Raw genomic sequence first — 15,806 nt, forward strand, 5'->3', positions numbered from 1 at the left:
CTCAGGCGGGGACTGCGGCGGTCGGGTGCACCGTGGGCCGGCAGTCCAGGAGGTCGACGGGGCGGCCCATCGCGACGGCGATCTTGCGGTCGCCGCCGAACGGGTCGCGGCCGTGCGCGCACAGCATGTTGTCGACCAGCATCACGTCGCCGACCTGCCAGGGCTCGCGGACGGTGGCGGCCTCGTAGGCCGCGTTGAGGGCGTCCACGTCCTCCCGGGAGAGCGGTTCGCCGTCGCCGAAGCCGGTGTTGAACGGCAGGCCGTCCGGGCCGAACTCGTCGACCATGGCCTCCCGGATGTCCGGGTCGAGCGACCACTCGTTCCAGAAGGCCAGGTGGTTGAACCAGACCTCCTCGCCGGTGTGCGGGTGGTGGATGGTGGCCGAACGCAGCTGGCTGGTGCGCAGGTTGCCGTCCGGCTGCCACTCCCAGGCGATGCCGTTCTCCCGGCAGTACCGCTCGACGTCGGCGCGCTCCTCGGTGCCGAAGGCGGTGCGCCAGCCGAGCGAGATGTAGTCCGAGTAGGCGCGGGTGAGCGTCCAGCCGGAGGACCGGCCCCGCTCCACCAGGTGGTCGGGGAGCCCGGCGAGGACCTTGCGGACATCGGCGGTCGGGGTGGCGCCGCCCGTCCCGGGGGCGGTCAGGCAGGCGAAGAGCAGCCGGCCGGGGAAGGTCAGGGTGTAGCTGTTCTCGTTGTGCATCCGGATCGACTGGGCGGGCGGCAGGTCGGTGGAGGAGAAGACGCCGTTGCCGAAGTCGCTGCGCGGGGTGGCCTTCTCCCGGTACGGGGTGGGCTCGGGGATCAGCACGTCGCGGACGGCGGCGACGTCGGCGCTCTGCGCCACCGGCAGTCCGCGCAGGAAGATCGTGCCGTGCTCGTGCAGGGCGGCGGTCAGCGCGGCCTCGTTCTCCCGCAGCCACGCGCAGGCCTCGGCGAGGTCGGCGGTGGCCGGCACGTGGGCGAGGGCGGGACGGCCGGGGTTCAGCTCCCAGGTCGGCATGGCGGCGCTCACCGCTGGTCGAGGGTGGCGAGCAGGCTCGCCGGGCGGATGTCGGCCCAGTTGACCTCGATCCAGTCGAGGCACTCCTGGCGGGTGGCCTCGCCGTGGACGGTGGTCCAGCCGGCCGGCACGTCGATCCAGACCGGCCAGAGCGAGTGCTGGTTCTCGTCGTTGACCAGGACCAGGTAGCCGGAGTTGTCGTCCTCGAACGGGTTGCTCATGGTGTTCTCCGTAGGTGAGAGAAGCTCTGGGGTGTGATTCGAAGGTAGGAGCGCCGGGCGGGCGCGAGCGGCACAAGCTCCGGCAGCTGGGCGGCAGTTACGGCGCTGCCGGGGGGCTCAGCGGGGGCCCAGGAGGGGGTCTCAGCGGGGGGCAGCGGGGGGAGCGGGGGATCTCAGCGGGGAGTGAGGCGGACCGGGAAGTGGTCCAGGCCGAAGTTGATGATCGAGCGGTTGTAGGTGACGGGCCCGGTCGGCTCGATGAGGGCCGCCTTCTCCAGGGCGGCCGAGTACAGCGCGCTCAGCTCCGCCTTGGCGAGCGGGGCACCGATGCAGTAGTGGGCGCCCAGGCCCAGCGCGAGGTGCTTGTTGGGCGAGCGGTCGAGGCGGATCTCCTCGGGCTGCTCGAAGGCCTCCGGGTCCCGGTCCGCGGACCACACCCAGACCGCGACCCGGTCGCCGCGGCGGATCTGCCGACCGCCGAGCTCGACGTCCCGGGTGGCGGTGCGCAGCGTGTGCAGGCCCACCGAGGTCCAGCGCAGCAGCTCGTCCACGGCGGAGTCCATGGACACCTCGCCCTGCTGCAGCTTCCGCCACAGATCCGGCCGTTGGACCAACGTGTGCAACCCCATGGCGGCCGTGTGGCGGACGGTCTGGACACCGCCGACCACGATGTTGTCCAGGTTGAGCACCACGTCCTCGATCGGCAGCAGTCGCCCGCCGACCTTGTACGTGGCCATCATCGAGATCAGGTCGTCGCGCGGGTCGGATCGGCGCAGCATCACCTGGTGGAGCAGGTAGGGGATCAACTGCTGGTGTCCGGCCCGGCGTTCCTCCGGAGTACGGCCGAGGAAGGCCACGTCGCAGACCCGGACCACCATCTCGCGGTCCTTCTCGGGCACGTCCAGCAGGTCGCACATGACCGCGAGCGGGAGGGCGGAGACCACGTCGACGAGGTCCACGTCGCCCTGCTCTACGGCCCGGTCGAAGAGCTCGCCGGCCCGTTCGGCGATGGAGCGGGCGGCGCCGCGCACGCCGCCCTTGGAGAAGAACGGGTTGGCGGGGGCGCGCAGGTCGCGGTGGCGGGGCGGGTCGGTGAGGGCCATCATCCGGCCCGAGCCGACCGGCACCTTGCCCTCCCCCGAGCCGAGCAGCGAGCCGGACTCCGAGCTGTACACGGCCGCGTTGCGCAGTACCTCCGCCGACTCCCGGTAGGTGAGCACGGACCAGACCGGGCCGTCGTCGACGGTGTCGGTCAGGTGGACGGGCGCCTCGCGGCGCATGTCGGCGACCAGGGCGGGGGTGTCGGGCCGGGCCCACAGGCCGGGGTCGGTGAGGTCGACGGCAGTGCTGGTGGCGGTGCCGGTCGTGGTGGCGGTGGCGGTGGCGGTGGTCAGCATTCCTGCTCCCTGGGGACGGCGGTACGGGACGGGACGGATACCTGGCGGTCCGCCAGAAGCGAGGCCAGGAGGTCGACCGGGCCGGGCCGGTCGACGGTGGCGAGCAGGTGCCCGCCGGGGACGACGCGGTGGCCGAAGGCCCCGCGGGTGTGGGCGGCCCAGCCGCCGAGGCCGGTGGTGGCGAGCATCGGGTCGTCCGCCCCGGCCAGTGCGTGGAGGGCGGAACCGATCGGCGCGTGCGGACGGTGCCGGTAGGTGGCGCTGACGGCGAGGTCGGTGCGGATGGCGCCGAGGGCGAGCTCGGCCAGGTCCGGATCGGCCCGGACCATCTCCTCCAGGCCGGTGAGCCGCAGGAGTTCGGACGCGTCCAGGTCCTTGGACCCACGCTCGGCCCACTCGGCGGGGCTGGGCGCGCCGGCCACGACCACCACCTCGGGGCGGCGGTCTGCGGGCAGCGCGCGGGCGACCTCGTAGGCGAGCAGGGCGCCGAAGCTCTGTCCGTAGAAACCGAACCGGCCGCCGTCGCCGCCGCCCAGGTGCGGGGTCAGTGCCTCGGCGACGGCTGCCACCAGGGCGTCGAAGTCGGGCGGCATCGGGTGCCGGCTGCGGCCGCCGCGGGCCGGCGGGCGCAGCGCCCAGACCTCGGCGACGGGGGCCAGGGCGCGGGCCAGCGGGGTGTAGGCGGTGGCGTCGCCGCCGGCGTGCGGGAAGCAGAACAGCCGGACGGGGCGGTGCGGTTGGGGCGCGGGGACGAGCAGCCAGTCGCCCTCGACCCGGGGGCGGGCGGTGCGTGCGGCGGGGGTGCCGAGCGTGGCGGTGACGCTGGTCGTGGTGGTCGCGGCGGCCGCGGGGGTCATGGTGGTCATCGGACGGCCTCGCGGCGGGCGGTGAGGGCGGGGCGGACGGCGGCCGGACCGGCCTCGGCGGCGCGCCGGACGGCGGCGGTGAAGCCGGCCAGGTCGGCGGCGTCCAGCAGGTCGCGGAGCTGGAGCTCGACGTTGAGCTTGCGGCGCAGCAGGTGGACGACGCGCAGGGCGGCGAGCGAGTGGCCGCCGAGGGAGAGGAAGTCGTCGGTCGGTTCGACGCCGGGCACACCGAGCACGGTGCGCCAGACCTCGGCGACCTGCTCGTCGACTCCGCCTTCCGCGGCCGGCGCCGCGGCCGGCGCCGCCGGGGCGGGCAGGGCACGGTGGTCGACCTTGCCGTTCGGGGTGAGCGGCAGGGCGTCCAGCACGGTCACGGTGGACGGCACCAGGTGGGCGGGCAGGGTGCGGCGCAGCTCGGCGAGCAGGTCGGCGGGGCGGACGGCCGCGCCGGTGACGTAGCCGGCCAGCCGGTGGTCCCCGGGCGCGGCCTCGTGGACGGTGACCGCGGCGGCGCTCACGCCGGCCAGGGCGCCCAGCGCGTGCTCGACCTCGCCCGGCTCGATCCGGAAGCCGCGCAGCTTGACCTGGCGGTCCACCCGGCCCACGTACTCCAGCAGGCCCTCGGTGGAGCGGCGGGCCTGGTCTCCGGTGCGGTACATCCGGGCGCCCGGCTCCGGTGCGAACGGGTCCGCGACGAACCGGCCCGCGGTCAGGCCCGGGTGGCCCGGGTAGCCGTGCGCCAGGCCGGGCCCGGCCAGGTACAGCTCGCCGACCGCGCCGACCGCCGTGACGGGGGCGAGCCGGTCGTCCAGGAGGTGGGCGCGGACGCCGGGCAGCGGTTCGCCCAGGTGCGGGCCGGGGCCGGTGATCGGTGTGGTGATGGCGTCGACGGTGCACTCGGTGGGCCCGTACAGGTTGAGCGCGTCGATGCGTGCGTCGGCCAGTTCGCGCCAGGTCCGGGCGGGCACGGGCTCGCCGCCCATGAACAGCCGCAGGACACGGGCGCCGGCCAGCGGCTCGCGGAGCAGCTGCCAGTGCGAGGGGGTCAGGTCGAGGTCGGTGACGCCGTGCTCGGCGAGCAGCTGCGCGAGGCGGGCCGGGTCGGCCCGCTGCGTGTCGTCGATCACCACCAGGGTGTCGCCCCGGCAGATCCGGATCCACTGCTGGACGGAGGCGTCGAAGGAGACGCTGGCGTTCCAGGCGACGACGCCCGGCTCCGGGCGGTAGGCACCACTGAGTTCGAGGGCGGCGGCGAGGTCGGCGACGGCGCCGTGCGGGACCTCCACGCCCTTGGGGCGACCGGTGGAGCCGGAGGTGTGGATGACGTAGGCGGAGTCGAGCGGGTGCGGGATGAAGTCGGCCGCCGCCGGGCCGTCGGCGTCCGGGCGGAGCACCGGGACGCCGGCCGGGACGGGCGGCGCGGCGTCGGCGCTGACCACGGCGGCGAGGCGGGCGTCGGCGGCCATGAAGGCGATCCGCTCGGCCGGGTAGGCCGGGTCGAGCGGGACGTACGCGGCGCCGGCCCGCCAGGCGGCGAGCAGGGCGACCGGCAGGTCGCAGGTGCGGGCGAGGTGGATCCCGACCCGGTCGCCGCGCCGGACGCCGTTTGCCCGCAGGGCGCGGGCCAGGGCGGCGGTGCGGCGGTCCAGGGCGGCGAAGTCGAGACTGCCGTCTGCGGCGTGCACGGCGGCCCGCCCGGGGTGGGCGGCGACGGCGACGCGCAGCCGGGACAGCAGGTCGCTGGTGACGGTGGACGGCTCGGCGAAGGTGGTCATGCGAGGCACTCCTCGGTTGTCGGGTGGTACGGGATGGGTGGATCACGATGGGCGGGTACGCCGTCCGCCGCGGCCGGCGGCAACTGCCGTGCGGGACGGGCGTGGCCCGGCGGTAGTACGGGCGCCGCTTCGGCCCGGGCGTGCGGCATCCGACGTGCGGGACGGGCTCCGCCCCTGTCCGGACGGGCCCGGACCGGCGTGACCCGCATTAGTACGGGCTCCACTTCGGCCCGGTCGGCCCGCGGTAACTGCCGTGCGGGACGGGCTCCGCCCGTATCCAGGCGGGCCCGGACAGGCGTGGACCGCAGCGGTACGAGCTCCACTTCGGCCCGGCGGCCAACGACCCGCGCCTTGCGGCCCGGACGGCACCGTCAGAACGCGGCCCCGCGCCCGGCGGCAGCCGGCCTCCGGTACGGGCTCCGCCCGGGCCTGCCGGACGGGTCCGGCGTCACCCGCCGACGGCGGGTGACGGCTGGTACCGGCTCCGCGCCCCGGGACCGGCCGAACGGCCCACGACCCCCGACCGGCAGGGCCAGTTCGGCTCTGCCCTACGGGCGTGCCCCCGGTGAGAACCACCGGTCGTACAGGACCGGCGGCACGTGGCTCGTGCCCCGGACGGCCCGCGACCTGCAGAGCTGCCCCGGTCCCGCCTGGCCGGCGGAACCAGACCGGCAGGTCTGACCCCGACGCGGGACCGGCGGCGCGTAGCCCCGGTACGAACTCCGCGCCCCCCGGCCCGGCCGGACCGCCGGCGCCAGTCCGGTTCCCCGGGGCCGGCGGGCCCGCGACCGCCAGGATCCGGCCCCGGGGCCGCCGTACCGCTGACGGCCCGCGACCGGCGGCACCTACCGCCGGCAGGTGACCAGCGGCGCGAAGCCGGGCGTACGGGGGCCGGACCGGCCGGACCGTTGGCGCCCCTGCACCGGCGGGACGCAATCGGGCGGACGGGACCGCCAGGTCCGGCCCCGGGCCGGGCCGGCCGTACTGGGTCCGCACCCGCCCCGCCGCAGGCGGTCGGCGGCACCGCGTCAGGCGTCGGTCGCCAGGCGGGAGAGGGCCTCCGCGTAGGCGTCCATGAAGGCCTCGGCCGTGGCGTCGTCCACCAGCGCGCGCTGGTGGTCCACGGCCAGCAGCACGCGCTGCGAGACCGGGTCCTGGATCAGCGAGGCGCCGAAGGCGAAGCTGTTGGGCTCGTGTCGCAGGGTCGGCTCGCTGCCGATCCGGCCGTCCTCGATCCGGGCCGCGCTGAGCCGGCCCAGCGCATGGAACCGCAGGTAGCCGAACTGGCTGTCGAGCGCGGTGTCGGCCATCATCCGGGCCAGCCGGGCGAACGGCACCCGGCGGTGCGGCATCATGTCCAGCTCCTCCCGGTGCACGTGCCGCACCAGCGCGGCCAGGTCGTCCCCTTCCGGCTCGGCGACCAGCGGCACGGTGTTGAGGAACAGTCCGTACACCTCGGTGCCGCCGAGCCGTTCCAGCCGGCCGTTCATCGCCAGCCCGGTGGTGACCCGGCGGCGCCCGGTGATCCGGGCCAGAGCGTGCAGGTGGGCGGCGAGCGCGACCGATTTGACCGGGACGGCGAGCGCGTCGGCGACCGTGCGCAGCTGCCCGGGGGCGTCGGGCAGGACCCGCTCCACCGTGCGGGGCAGTTCGTGGACGTGCTCGCTGCCCGGCCAGAGCTGGCCGGTGGCCCCGTCGAGCCGCCGCTGCCAGTACGCCAGGGACTCCTGGTCGGCGGCGGCCGCGCGTTCCACCGCGACGAAGTCCCGGAAGGCGGTGCGCGGCGGCGGGGTGGGCGCGGAGGCCGGATCCGCGGCGAGCGCGGTGTGCCGTTCGAGGATCTCGGTGAGCAGCGAGGTGAAGCTCCAGCCGTCGAGGATGGCGTGGTGCTCGGAGACGGTGAGCTGGAAGGCGTCGTCGGCCAGCCGCTGGACGGTGATCCGGAAGAGCGGCGGTTCGGCGAGGTCGAAGGGCCGGTCCCGGTGGTGGTCGAAGACCGTACGGATCCGCTTCCCCTGCTCGTCCTCCGTCGCTCCCCGCAGGTCCGCGCACTCGATCGGCACGGGCAGCGTGCCGTGCACCAGTTGGAGCGGTTCGCCGTAGCCGGAGAGGTCGAGGCCGGTGCGCAGGACGGCGTGCCGGGTCATCGCCTCCTCGACCGAGCGCCGCAACGCGGTCTCGTCGAGGTCGCCGGTGATCCGGTAGGAATTGACGTTGTGGTAGCTGTCGGTGCCGCCGGCGACCTCCATGTGGAAGACCATGGAGAGCTGCATCGAGACCATCGGGTAGGCGTCGACGATCCCTGGCGGCAGCTCCGCCCGGTCCTCCTCGGCGATCAGCGCGAACGGCCGGTCCGCGGCGGGGTCAGCGGCCACCGGGCGGGCCAGCGGCAGCAGTTCGGCGACGGTGGGGGCGTTGAAGACGTCCCGCAGGGTGACCTGCCAGCCCCGGTCGTGCAGGGCGCCGGCCAGCTGGACGGCGCGGATGGAGTCCCCGCCGAGGTGGAAGAAGTCGTCGTGGACGCCGATCCCGCCGACTCCGAGCACGTCCGTCCAGACGCCGGCGAACAGCTCCTCCTCCGGCGTGCGCGGCTCGACGTGCCGGCCGGCGGCGGGGGTGGGCGCGGCCCGGTCGGGGGCGGGCAGCGCGGCCCGGTCGACCTTGCCGTTGACGGTGAGCGGCAGCGCGTCCAGCACGGTGACGCTCGCCGGGATCATGTACTCGGGCAGCGAGCGGCCGAGGAAGGCCCGCAGGTCCCCGGGCTCGTCCGGCGCGCGCCCGGTGACGTACGCGGCGAGCCGGTCCTCGTGCACGGTGACCACGCAGGCGTCCACCTCGGGGTGGGCGGCGACGGCGTTCTCGATCTCGCCGAGCTCGATCCGGAAGCCGCGCAGCTTCACCTGGAAGTCCGCCCGGCCGACGTACTCCATCCCGCCGTCCGGCAGCCGCCTGGCGACGTCGCCGGTCCGGTAGAGCCGGGCGCCGGGCGGGCCGTACGGGTCGGCGACGAAGCGGCCGGCGGTGAGGCCGGGGCGGCCCCAGTAGCCGTGCGCGAGGCTGCCGCCGCCGATGTACAGCTCGCCGGGGACGCCGGGCGGGCAGGGGCGCAGCCAGTCGTCGAGGACGAGCGCGGTGAGGTGCGGCATGGGTTCGCCGACCAGGCTGCGCTCGAAGCCCGCGCCGCCCTGCGCGACGTCGTGGACGGTGACGTGGACGGTGGTCTCGGTGATGCCGTACAGGTTGCAGAGCCGGGCGGGCGGCAGCGGGTCGAGCTCGTGCCAGCGCTGGACCACGGCCGGGTCGAGCGCCTCGCCGCCGAGCATGATCCACCGCAGTGCGGGCAGGGCTCGCGGGTGGCGGCGCAGCGCCGGTTCGAGCTGCCGCAGCGCCGAGGGGGTCAGGCAGAGGTGGGTGACCCGTTCCTCGTCGAGCAGGGCGGCGAACTCGTCGGGCGAGCGACTGGTGAGGTAGGGGACGACGACCAGGCGGGCGCCGTGCAGCAGGGCGCCCCAGAGCTCCCAGACCGTCCAGTCGAAGGCGTAGCTGTGGAACAGCGTCCAGACCGTCTCCGGGCCGAAGCCGAAGTGGTCCCGGCCGGAGTCGAGGAGGCGGCTGACGTGCTCGTGGGCGACGCCGGCGCCCTTGGGCCGGCCGGTGGAGCCGGAGGTGAAGATGAGGTAGGCGAGGTCGCCGGGGCGGCCGGCGGCGGGGGGCCGGACGGCCGGGTGGGCGGCGATCTCCTCGGCCCGGGCGGCGAGGTCGAGGGTCTGCCAGGGACCGTCCGGGGCGCGGTCGGGCCGGTCGGTGAGGACCAGGGTGACGGCGGTGTCGCCGAAGACCAGGGCCGCCCGGTCGGCCGGGGCCGCGAGGTCGACCGGCACGTAGGCGGCGCCGGTCTTGAGCACGGCCAGGATCGCGACCGGCACGGAGGCGGTGCGCTCCAGCAGCAGGCCGACCCGGTCGCCGGGGCGCACCCCGCGGGCGAGCAGGGCGTGGGCCAACCGGTTGGCGCGGCGGTCGAGTTCGGCGTAGCCGAGGGTGCCGTCCTGGTCGCTCACGGCGGGCCGGTCGCCGTACGCGTCGGCGGCCCGCTCGAAGAGGTGGTGCAGGCAGTGGCCCGGGTCGAGCCGGGCGGGGCGGTGCGACTGCCCGGCGGAGGTGAGCCGCAGGACGGTGGCGTCCGGGTCGCTGAGGGCTGCGTCCAGCAGGTCGGCGTAGTCGGTGGCGAGCCGGCGCACGGTACCGGCGTCGAAGAGGTCGCTGCTGTACTCGGCCTCGCCGCGCAGTTCGCCTCCGTCGGCACTCTCGAAGACGGACCAGGTGAGGTCGAACTTGCTGGTGCCGTTGGAGCGGACGGTGCGCCGGGCGGTGGCGTCGCCGAGCGCCAGCGGCGTGCGGTCCTCGGCGTGGGCGCCGAACACCACCTGGACCAGCGGCGGGTGCTGCGGGGTGCGGTCGGCGGCGAGCAGGTCGACCAGCTGGTCGAAGGGGACGTCGAGGTAGCCGAAGGCGTCGAAGGCGCCGTCCTGGAGGTCGGCGAGCAGCCCGCGGAAGGTGGCGCCGGGTGCGAGCCGGACGCGCAGCGGCAGCAGGTTGACGAAGTAGCCGAGCAGATCGGCGACTTCGGGCCGGTTGCGGGTGGTGACCGGGGTGCCGACGAGCAGGTCGTCGGCGCCGGTCCAACGGCCCATCAGCAGGGCGAAGGCGGCGAGTTGGACGGTGTACGGGGTGACGCCCTCCTGTTCGGCGAGCTCCCGGACCCGGGCCGCGGTGCCGGGTGCGAGGTCGAACGGCTCGGTGGCGCCGAGCCGGCTGCTCTCGGCGGGCCGCGGCCGGTCGCCGGGCAGCTCCAGCAGGGTGGGGGCGCCGTCGAGGCTCTGCTTCCAGTGGGCGAGGTGTTCCTCGTACGAGGTGTGCTGCTCCTCCTCCGCCCAGTCGGCGTACTGGGTGGTGAGCGCCGGCAGCACGGGGGCCCGGTCCTCGATCGACGCGCTGTAGAGCTCGCCGAGTTCGCGGTCGAAGAGGTCGGCCGACCAGCCGTCCCAGACGATGTGGTGGACGACGAACAGCAGCGTGGTGCTGTCGTCGGCGAGGCGGAACGCCTCGGCGCGCAGCAGCGGGCCCTCGGTCAGGTCGAATGGTTCGGCGGCCCGTGCCGTCATCAACTCCTCGGCGCGGTCCGCCCGTCGGGGTTCGGGCAGCTCGCGGAGGTCGGTGACGGCGAGCGGCACGGCGAGGGTGCGGTGGACGTGCTGGCGCGGGCCGTCGGGGTGCAGGGCGAAGGTGGTGCGCAGCGCCTCGTGCCGGGCGACCACGCCGTCCAGCGCCCGCTGGAGCAGCGCGAGGTCGAGCGGGCCGGTGACCTCGTACGTCCAGGGGGTGGTGTAGGTGGCGGCCCGCGGGTTCCACCGGTCGAGGAACCAGAGGCCGCGCTGGAGGCCCGAGACGGGCGCGGTACGGACCGGGTCGACGGGTGGGGTGGCGGGTGGGGTGGCGGGCAGGGCGGCGGCCGTCGGGGCGGTCGGCGGCGCGGCGGGCAGGGCGGCGGACGGGCTCACGGCCTCGTTCCCTTCGGTCGGATGGGTGGTCTGGCGGGCCGGCGGCGGGCCGGGTGACGCGTCATCGCGAGGCCAGTCGTTCGGCGATGGCGCCGACCGTCCTGCCGCGGAAGACCACCTGCGGCGGGACCCGGGTGGCGGTCTCCTGGGAGAGCCGCATGGCGACCCGCACGGCGGCCAGCGAGTTGCCCCCGATACGGAAGAAGTCGGCGTCGGGACCGGGGTCCTCGGCCAGCCTGAGGACCGCGCGGACGGCGTCGGCGACCAGCCGCTGGTCCGGGGTCAGCGGGTCGGCCGGGGCGGCCTCGGGGCGCTCGGCCGGGGCGGGCAGGGCCCGGCGGTCGACCTTGCCGTTCTGGTTGAGCGGCAGCGCGTCCAGCACGTCGAGGGTGGCGGGCACCATGTGCTCGGGCAGCATCCCGGCCAGGTGGTCGAGCAGCGTGTCGGGGTCGGGCGCCGGCGCTCCGGCGGTGGTGGTGACGTACGCGGCGAGCCGGCGGTCGCCCGGGGCGGGCTCGTGGACGGTGACGGCGGCCTCCCGCACGGACGGGTGGCGGGTGAGCGCGTCCTCGATCTCGCCGGGCTCCACCCGGAAGCCGCGGATCTTCACCTGGTCGTCGATCCGGCCGGTGATCTCCAGCACGCCCTCCGCCGTCCGGTGGCCGAGGTCGCCGGTGCGGTAGAGCCGTTCGCCGGACGCGCCGAACGGGGAGGCGACGAACCGCTCTGCGGTCAGCCCGGGCCTGCCCACGTACCCGAGGGCCAGCCCGGCGCCGGCCGCGTACAGCTCACCGGTGGTGCCGTCCGGGACGGGACGCAGCCGCTCGTCGAGGACGTGGATCGCCTTGCCGTGCAGCGGGTGGCCGATCGGGATGGAGGCGCCGGCGGCGTCCTGCGGGGTGGCGCGGTGGCAGGTGGTGAGGCCGAGGCTCTCGACCGGGCCGTAGCCGTTGGCGACGACCAGGTCCGGGTACTGGTCGAGCGCCTTGCCGACATGGGTGACGGAGGCCCGCTCGCCGGCGGTGAAGGCGACCTTGAGGCCGTCGTAGGTCTCCGGGAACTCCTCCAGGAGGAAGTTGAACAGGCTGGCGGACAGCTGGAGTTGGGTCACGCCGTGGCGGCGGGTGAGTTCGGCGACGGCCTGCGGGTCGGGCCGCTGGCCGGCCTGGAGCACGCACACCCCGCCGAAGGCCAGCGCGCCGTACAGCTCCAGGGCGAAGGCGTCCCAGGAGACCGGGGAGCACTGGAGCCAGACCTCGTCGGGCCCGAAGCGGGCGTAGTCCTGGCCGAGGTAGGTGGTGGTGAGGGCGCGGTGCGGGACGGCGACGCCCTTGGGGCGGCCGGTGGAGCCGGAGGTGAACATCACGCAGGCGAGGTCAGTGCCGGTGACCGGCATGCCCGGGTCGTGGCCGGGGCGGGCCGCGACGGAGGCGGCCTCGGCGTCCAGGTCGAGGTGGCGGGCGACCGGGAAGGGCGGGCTCGCGTGGCGGTGGGTGACCAGCAGGGCGGCGCCGCTGTCGGCGACCGCGCCCGCCAGCCGTTCGGCCGGGAAGTCCGGGTCGAGCAGGGTGTAGGCGGCGCCGGCCTTCAGCGCGGCGAGGAGGGCGACCACCAGGTCCGGTCCGCGCTCGACCAGGACGGCGACGGTGTCGCCGCGGCCGATGTCCAGGGCGCCGAGGTGGTGGGCGAGGCGGTTGGCCCGCTCGTTCAGGGCGCCGTAGTCGAGGCGGTCCTCGCCGGAGACCAGGGCGAGGGCGTGCGGGTCACGGGCCGCCCGGTCCTCGAACAGGCTGTGCACGGGCGCGTCGACGGCGGCGGCGAGGGTGCCGAGCCAGGCCTCGCACAGCTCGGCCATGGTGGCGGGGTCGAAGAGGTCGGAGTCGTACTCGAAGCGGCCGGTGAAGTCCGTGCCGCGGTCGTCGACGGAGATCGACAGGTCGAAGCGGGAGACCGGGTTGGAGTGCAGCTCGCGGGTGACCTCGGTGCCGCCGATGGTCAGCGGGCGGGTGTCCAGCGGGTGCAGCTCCAGCAGCACCTGGCAGAGCGGGTTGCGGTCCTCGGTGCGGTCGTCGGGGCGCTCCTCCATGACGGCGCCCGCGATGGCGTCGAACGGCGCCTCCTGGTGGCGGTAGCCGTCGATCGCCACCTCACGGACGTGCCGGACCAGGTCGCGGAAGTCCATCCCCTCGTCGAGCCGGACGCGCAGCGGCAGCAGGTTGACGAAGTAGCCGATCAGCGCGTCGAGTTCGGCCCGGCCGCGGACGCTCACCGGGGAGCCGAGCACCAGGTCGCGCCGGCCGGTCCGCCGGTGCAGGGTGAGCGCGAGCCCGGCGAGCAGCACCATGAACGGTGTCGCGTCCTCGCTGCGGGCCAGCGCCCGGACGGCCTCGGCGACCGGGCGGGGCATCGTGAAGCGGTGGAACGCGCCGCGGAAGGCCTGCAGTTCGGGGCGGGGGTGGTCGGTGGGGAGCACAGGCTCGGCGGGCGCGTCGCGCAGGTGCTCGCGCCAGTGGTCGAGCTGCCGCTCGGCCGTGCCGTCCTCGCGCTGCCAGGTGCTGTAGTCGGCGTACTGGACCGCGAGTTCGGGCAGATCGGCGGGACGGCCGGTGGCCAGGGAGTCGTACAGGGCGGCCAGTTCGGCCTCCAGGACGGGGAGCGACCCCTCGTCCCAGACGATGTGGTGGCAGAGCAGCAGCAGGGTGGACGTCCCGCCGGTGCGGTAGAGGTGGGCGCGGACCAGCGGACCGCTCTCCAGGTCGAAGGGCGCCAGTGCGGCCTCGGCGAGCTGGTCGTCCAGGGCGGCGGAGGTGGTCTCCAGGACGGTGAACGGCAGCTCGACGGAGGGGTGGACGACCTGTCGGGGGCCGTCCTCGCCCAGCTCGAAGGTGGTGCGCAGCGCTTCGTGCCGGTCGACCACGCCGGCCAGGGCCCGGCGGAGCAGCTCCGGGTCGACGGGCCCGGCGAAGCGGAACACCCAGGGCACGATGTAGGTCGGGGCGCCCGGATTCCACTGGTCCAGGAACCAGAGCCCGCGCTGGAAGTTCGCGAGCGGCGCCTCGGTGGCACCGGTCCGGGTCAGCGCCGGGCGCTCGCCGCCGTCCGAGGCCGCGGTGACCGCGGCGGCGAACTCGGCGAGGGTCGGCGCGTCGAAGATCGTGTACGGGGAGATCATGCCGAAGACGTCGAAGACCCGGCCGACCACGCGCACGGCGGTGAGCGAATCCCCGCCCAGGTGGAAGAAGTTGTCGTCGGCGCCGACCTCGGGCACCGCGAGCACGTCCGCCCAGACGGCGGCGATCAGCTGCTCGGCGGGGGTGCGCGGAGGGCGGCGGCCGGCGGCCGGTGCGGCGGGCGCGGCCTGGGGCTCGGGCAGCGCCGCCCGGTCCACCTTGCCGCCGGCGGTCAACGGGAAGGCGTCCAGAGTGGTGACGGTCGACGGGACCATGTGCTCGGGCAGCCGCTCGGCCAGGTAGGCGCGCAGCCCGGCCGCGTCGGGGGCGGTACGGGCCGCGTCAGGGGCGGCACCGGCCACGTCAGAGGTACTACCGGCCGCGTCCGGGGCCGTACGGGTCACGTAGGCGGCGAGCCGGCCCTCGTGCGCCACCACGACCGCTCCGGCGACGTCCGGGTGGCCGGCCAGCACCTGCTCGATCTCGCCGGGCTCGACCCGGAAGCCGCGGATCTTGACCTGGTGGTCCGCGCGGCCGACGAACTCCAGCGGAGCGTACGTACCGGACCGCCGGACCACGTCACCGGTGCGGTACATCCGGGCGCCCGGCTCCGGTGCGAAGGGGTCCGCGACGAACCGGCCGGCCGTCAGGCCCGGGCGTCCGTGGTAGCCGGAGGCCAGCAGCGAGCCACCGAGGTACAGCTCGCCGGGCACCCCGGGCGCCACCGGCCGCAGCCGCTCGTCCAGCACGTACGCGCGGCGGTCGCCGAGCGGGCGGCCGATCGGGACCGTGTCGCCCTCCCCCACCGTCGGACCCGCCGGCTCGTGGACGGTGGCGGTGACGACGGTCTCGGTCGGCCCGTAGGCGTTGAGCAGCGGCACGCCGGTGGCGGCCCACCAGCCGGCCGCGGCGTCCGGGTAGAGCCGGTCGCTGCCGGAGATCATCAGCCGGAGGGTGCGCGGCGGGCGGCCGTCCGCGCGCAGCGCGGCCACCACCTCCTGGAAGTAGCCGGCGGCGAGGTTGGCCACGGTGACACCCTCGGCGTCCAGCAGGTCCAACAGGGCGGCAGGAGCGAGGAGTTGTTCCTCTGGCACGACGATGCACGCGCCGGCCGAGAGGGCGGTGAGAACCTGCTCGACGGCCACGTCCACGGTCGGGCGGGCGAAGTGCAGCACCACGTCGTCCTCGGTGAGGCCGAAGCAGTCGACGGCGGCGGCCAGGTGGCCGGCCAGCGCGGCGAGCGGGACGTGCACGCCCTTGGGGCGACCGGTGGTGCCGGAGGTGTAGACAAGGTAGCCCGCGGCGGACTCGCGGCCGCGCCGGCCCGGGTCCGGGTCCGGGTCCGGGTCCGGGTCCGGCGCGGCCGCGAGTGCGACGGGGCCGGCGGGGCCGGCGGGGCCGGCGGGGCCATCGGCCTCGGCCTTGGCCTCGACCTCGACCAGCTCGCCGTCGGTGTAGGCGAGGGTGGCGCCGGCGTCCTCACGGATCCAGCGGTTGCGCTCCTCGGGCGCCTCCCGGTCCAGCGGCAGGTAGGTGGCGCCGGCCCGGAGGGCGGCGAGCAGGCCGACCACGTGATCGAGCCGATCCCAGCCGGTGACGGCCACCGTCCGCCCGGGGGCGATCCGGGCGGCGAGGGCGCCGCTCAGCTCGTCCAGCTCCCGGTAGGCAACGGTCCGGGCGCCGAGCCGTAGGGCCGTGCGGTCCGGGAACCGGCGTGCGACGGATATGAAGGGCAAACCGCGAGATTCCATCATCCAACCCCGATGAATTAACGACGCTGCGGGTAGTGGTCTCGACGATAGGGCGGCATTTCCGGGCC

Annotated in this window: 7 protein-coding genes; all 7 read right to left on the reverse strand. The window is 75.5% G+C overall.

Going from position 1 to position 15,806, the window contains the following annotated elements:
• Position 1: 1 nt before the first annotated feature.
• Entirely contained in the window at positions 2–1,000 is a 999-nt protein-coding gene (locus OG534_RS05040) for a TauD/TfdA family dioxygenase (RefSeq protein ID WP_326593464.1), read from the reverse strand.
• Between the two features lie 8 nt (positions 1,001–1,008).
• Positions 1,009–1,221, reverse strand: a complete 213-nt coding sequence (locus OG534_RS05045) for an MbtH family protein (RefSeq protein WP_326586864.1) — start codon at positions 1,219–1,221, stop codon at positions 1,009–1,011.
• Positions 1,222–1,394: 173 nt separating this feature from the next.
• Positions 1,395–2,618, reverse strand: a complete 1,224-nt coding sequence (locus OG534_RS05050; RefSeq protein WP_326586865.1) for a cytochrome P450 — start codon at positions 2,616–2,618, stop codon at positions 1,395–1,397.
• Complete coding sequence (locus OG534_RS05055; RefSeq protein WP_326586866.1) at positions 2,612–3,484, reverse strand: thioesterase II family protein; 873 nt, start codon at positions 3,482–3,484, stop codon at positions 2,612–2,614. Before OG534_RS05055 ends, OG534_RS05050 begins: the two co-directional genes overlap by 7 nt.
• A complete protein-coding gene (locus tag OG534_RS05060; protein ID WP_326586867.1) occupies positions 3,481–5,259 on the reverse strand; it encodes a non-ribosomal peptide synthetase in 1,779 nt (592 codons plus the stop codon). Before OG534_RS05060 ends, OG534_RS05055 begins: the two co-directional genes overlap by 4 nt.
• 1,028 nt (positions 5,260–6,287) lie before the next feature.
• Positions 6,288–10,817 (reverse strand): non-ribosomal peptide synthetase, encoded by a 4,530-nt coding sequence (locus tag OG534_RS05065; protein WP_326586868.1) that lies wholly within the window; start codon positions 10,815–10,817, stop codon positions 6,288–6,290.
• A 61-nt stretch (positions 10,818–10,878) separates the two neighbouring features.
• Complete coding sequence (locus OG534_RS05070; RefSeq protein WP_442807037.1) at positions 10,879–15,738, reverse strand: amino acid adenylation domain-containing protein; 4,860 nt, start codon at positions 15,736–15,738, stop codon at positions 10,879–10,881.
• Positions 15,739–15,806 lie beyond the last annotated feature (68 nt).

The sequence above is a fragment of the Streptomyces sp. NBC_01294 genome, from assembly GCF_035917235.1.
GTDB classification, from domain to species: domain Bacteria; phylum Actinomycetota; class Actinomycetes; order Streptomycetales; family Streptomycetaceae; genus Streptomyces; species Streptomyces caledonius.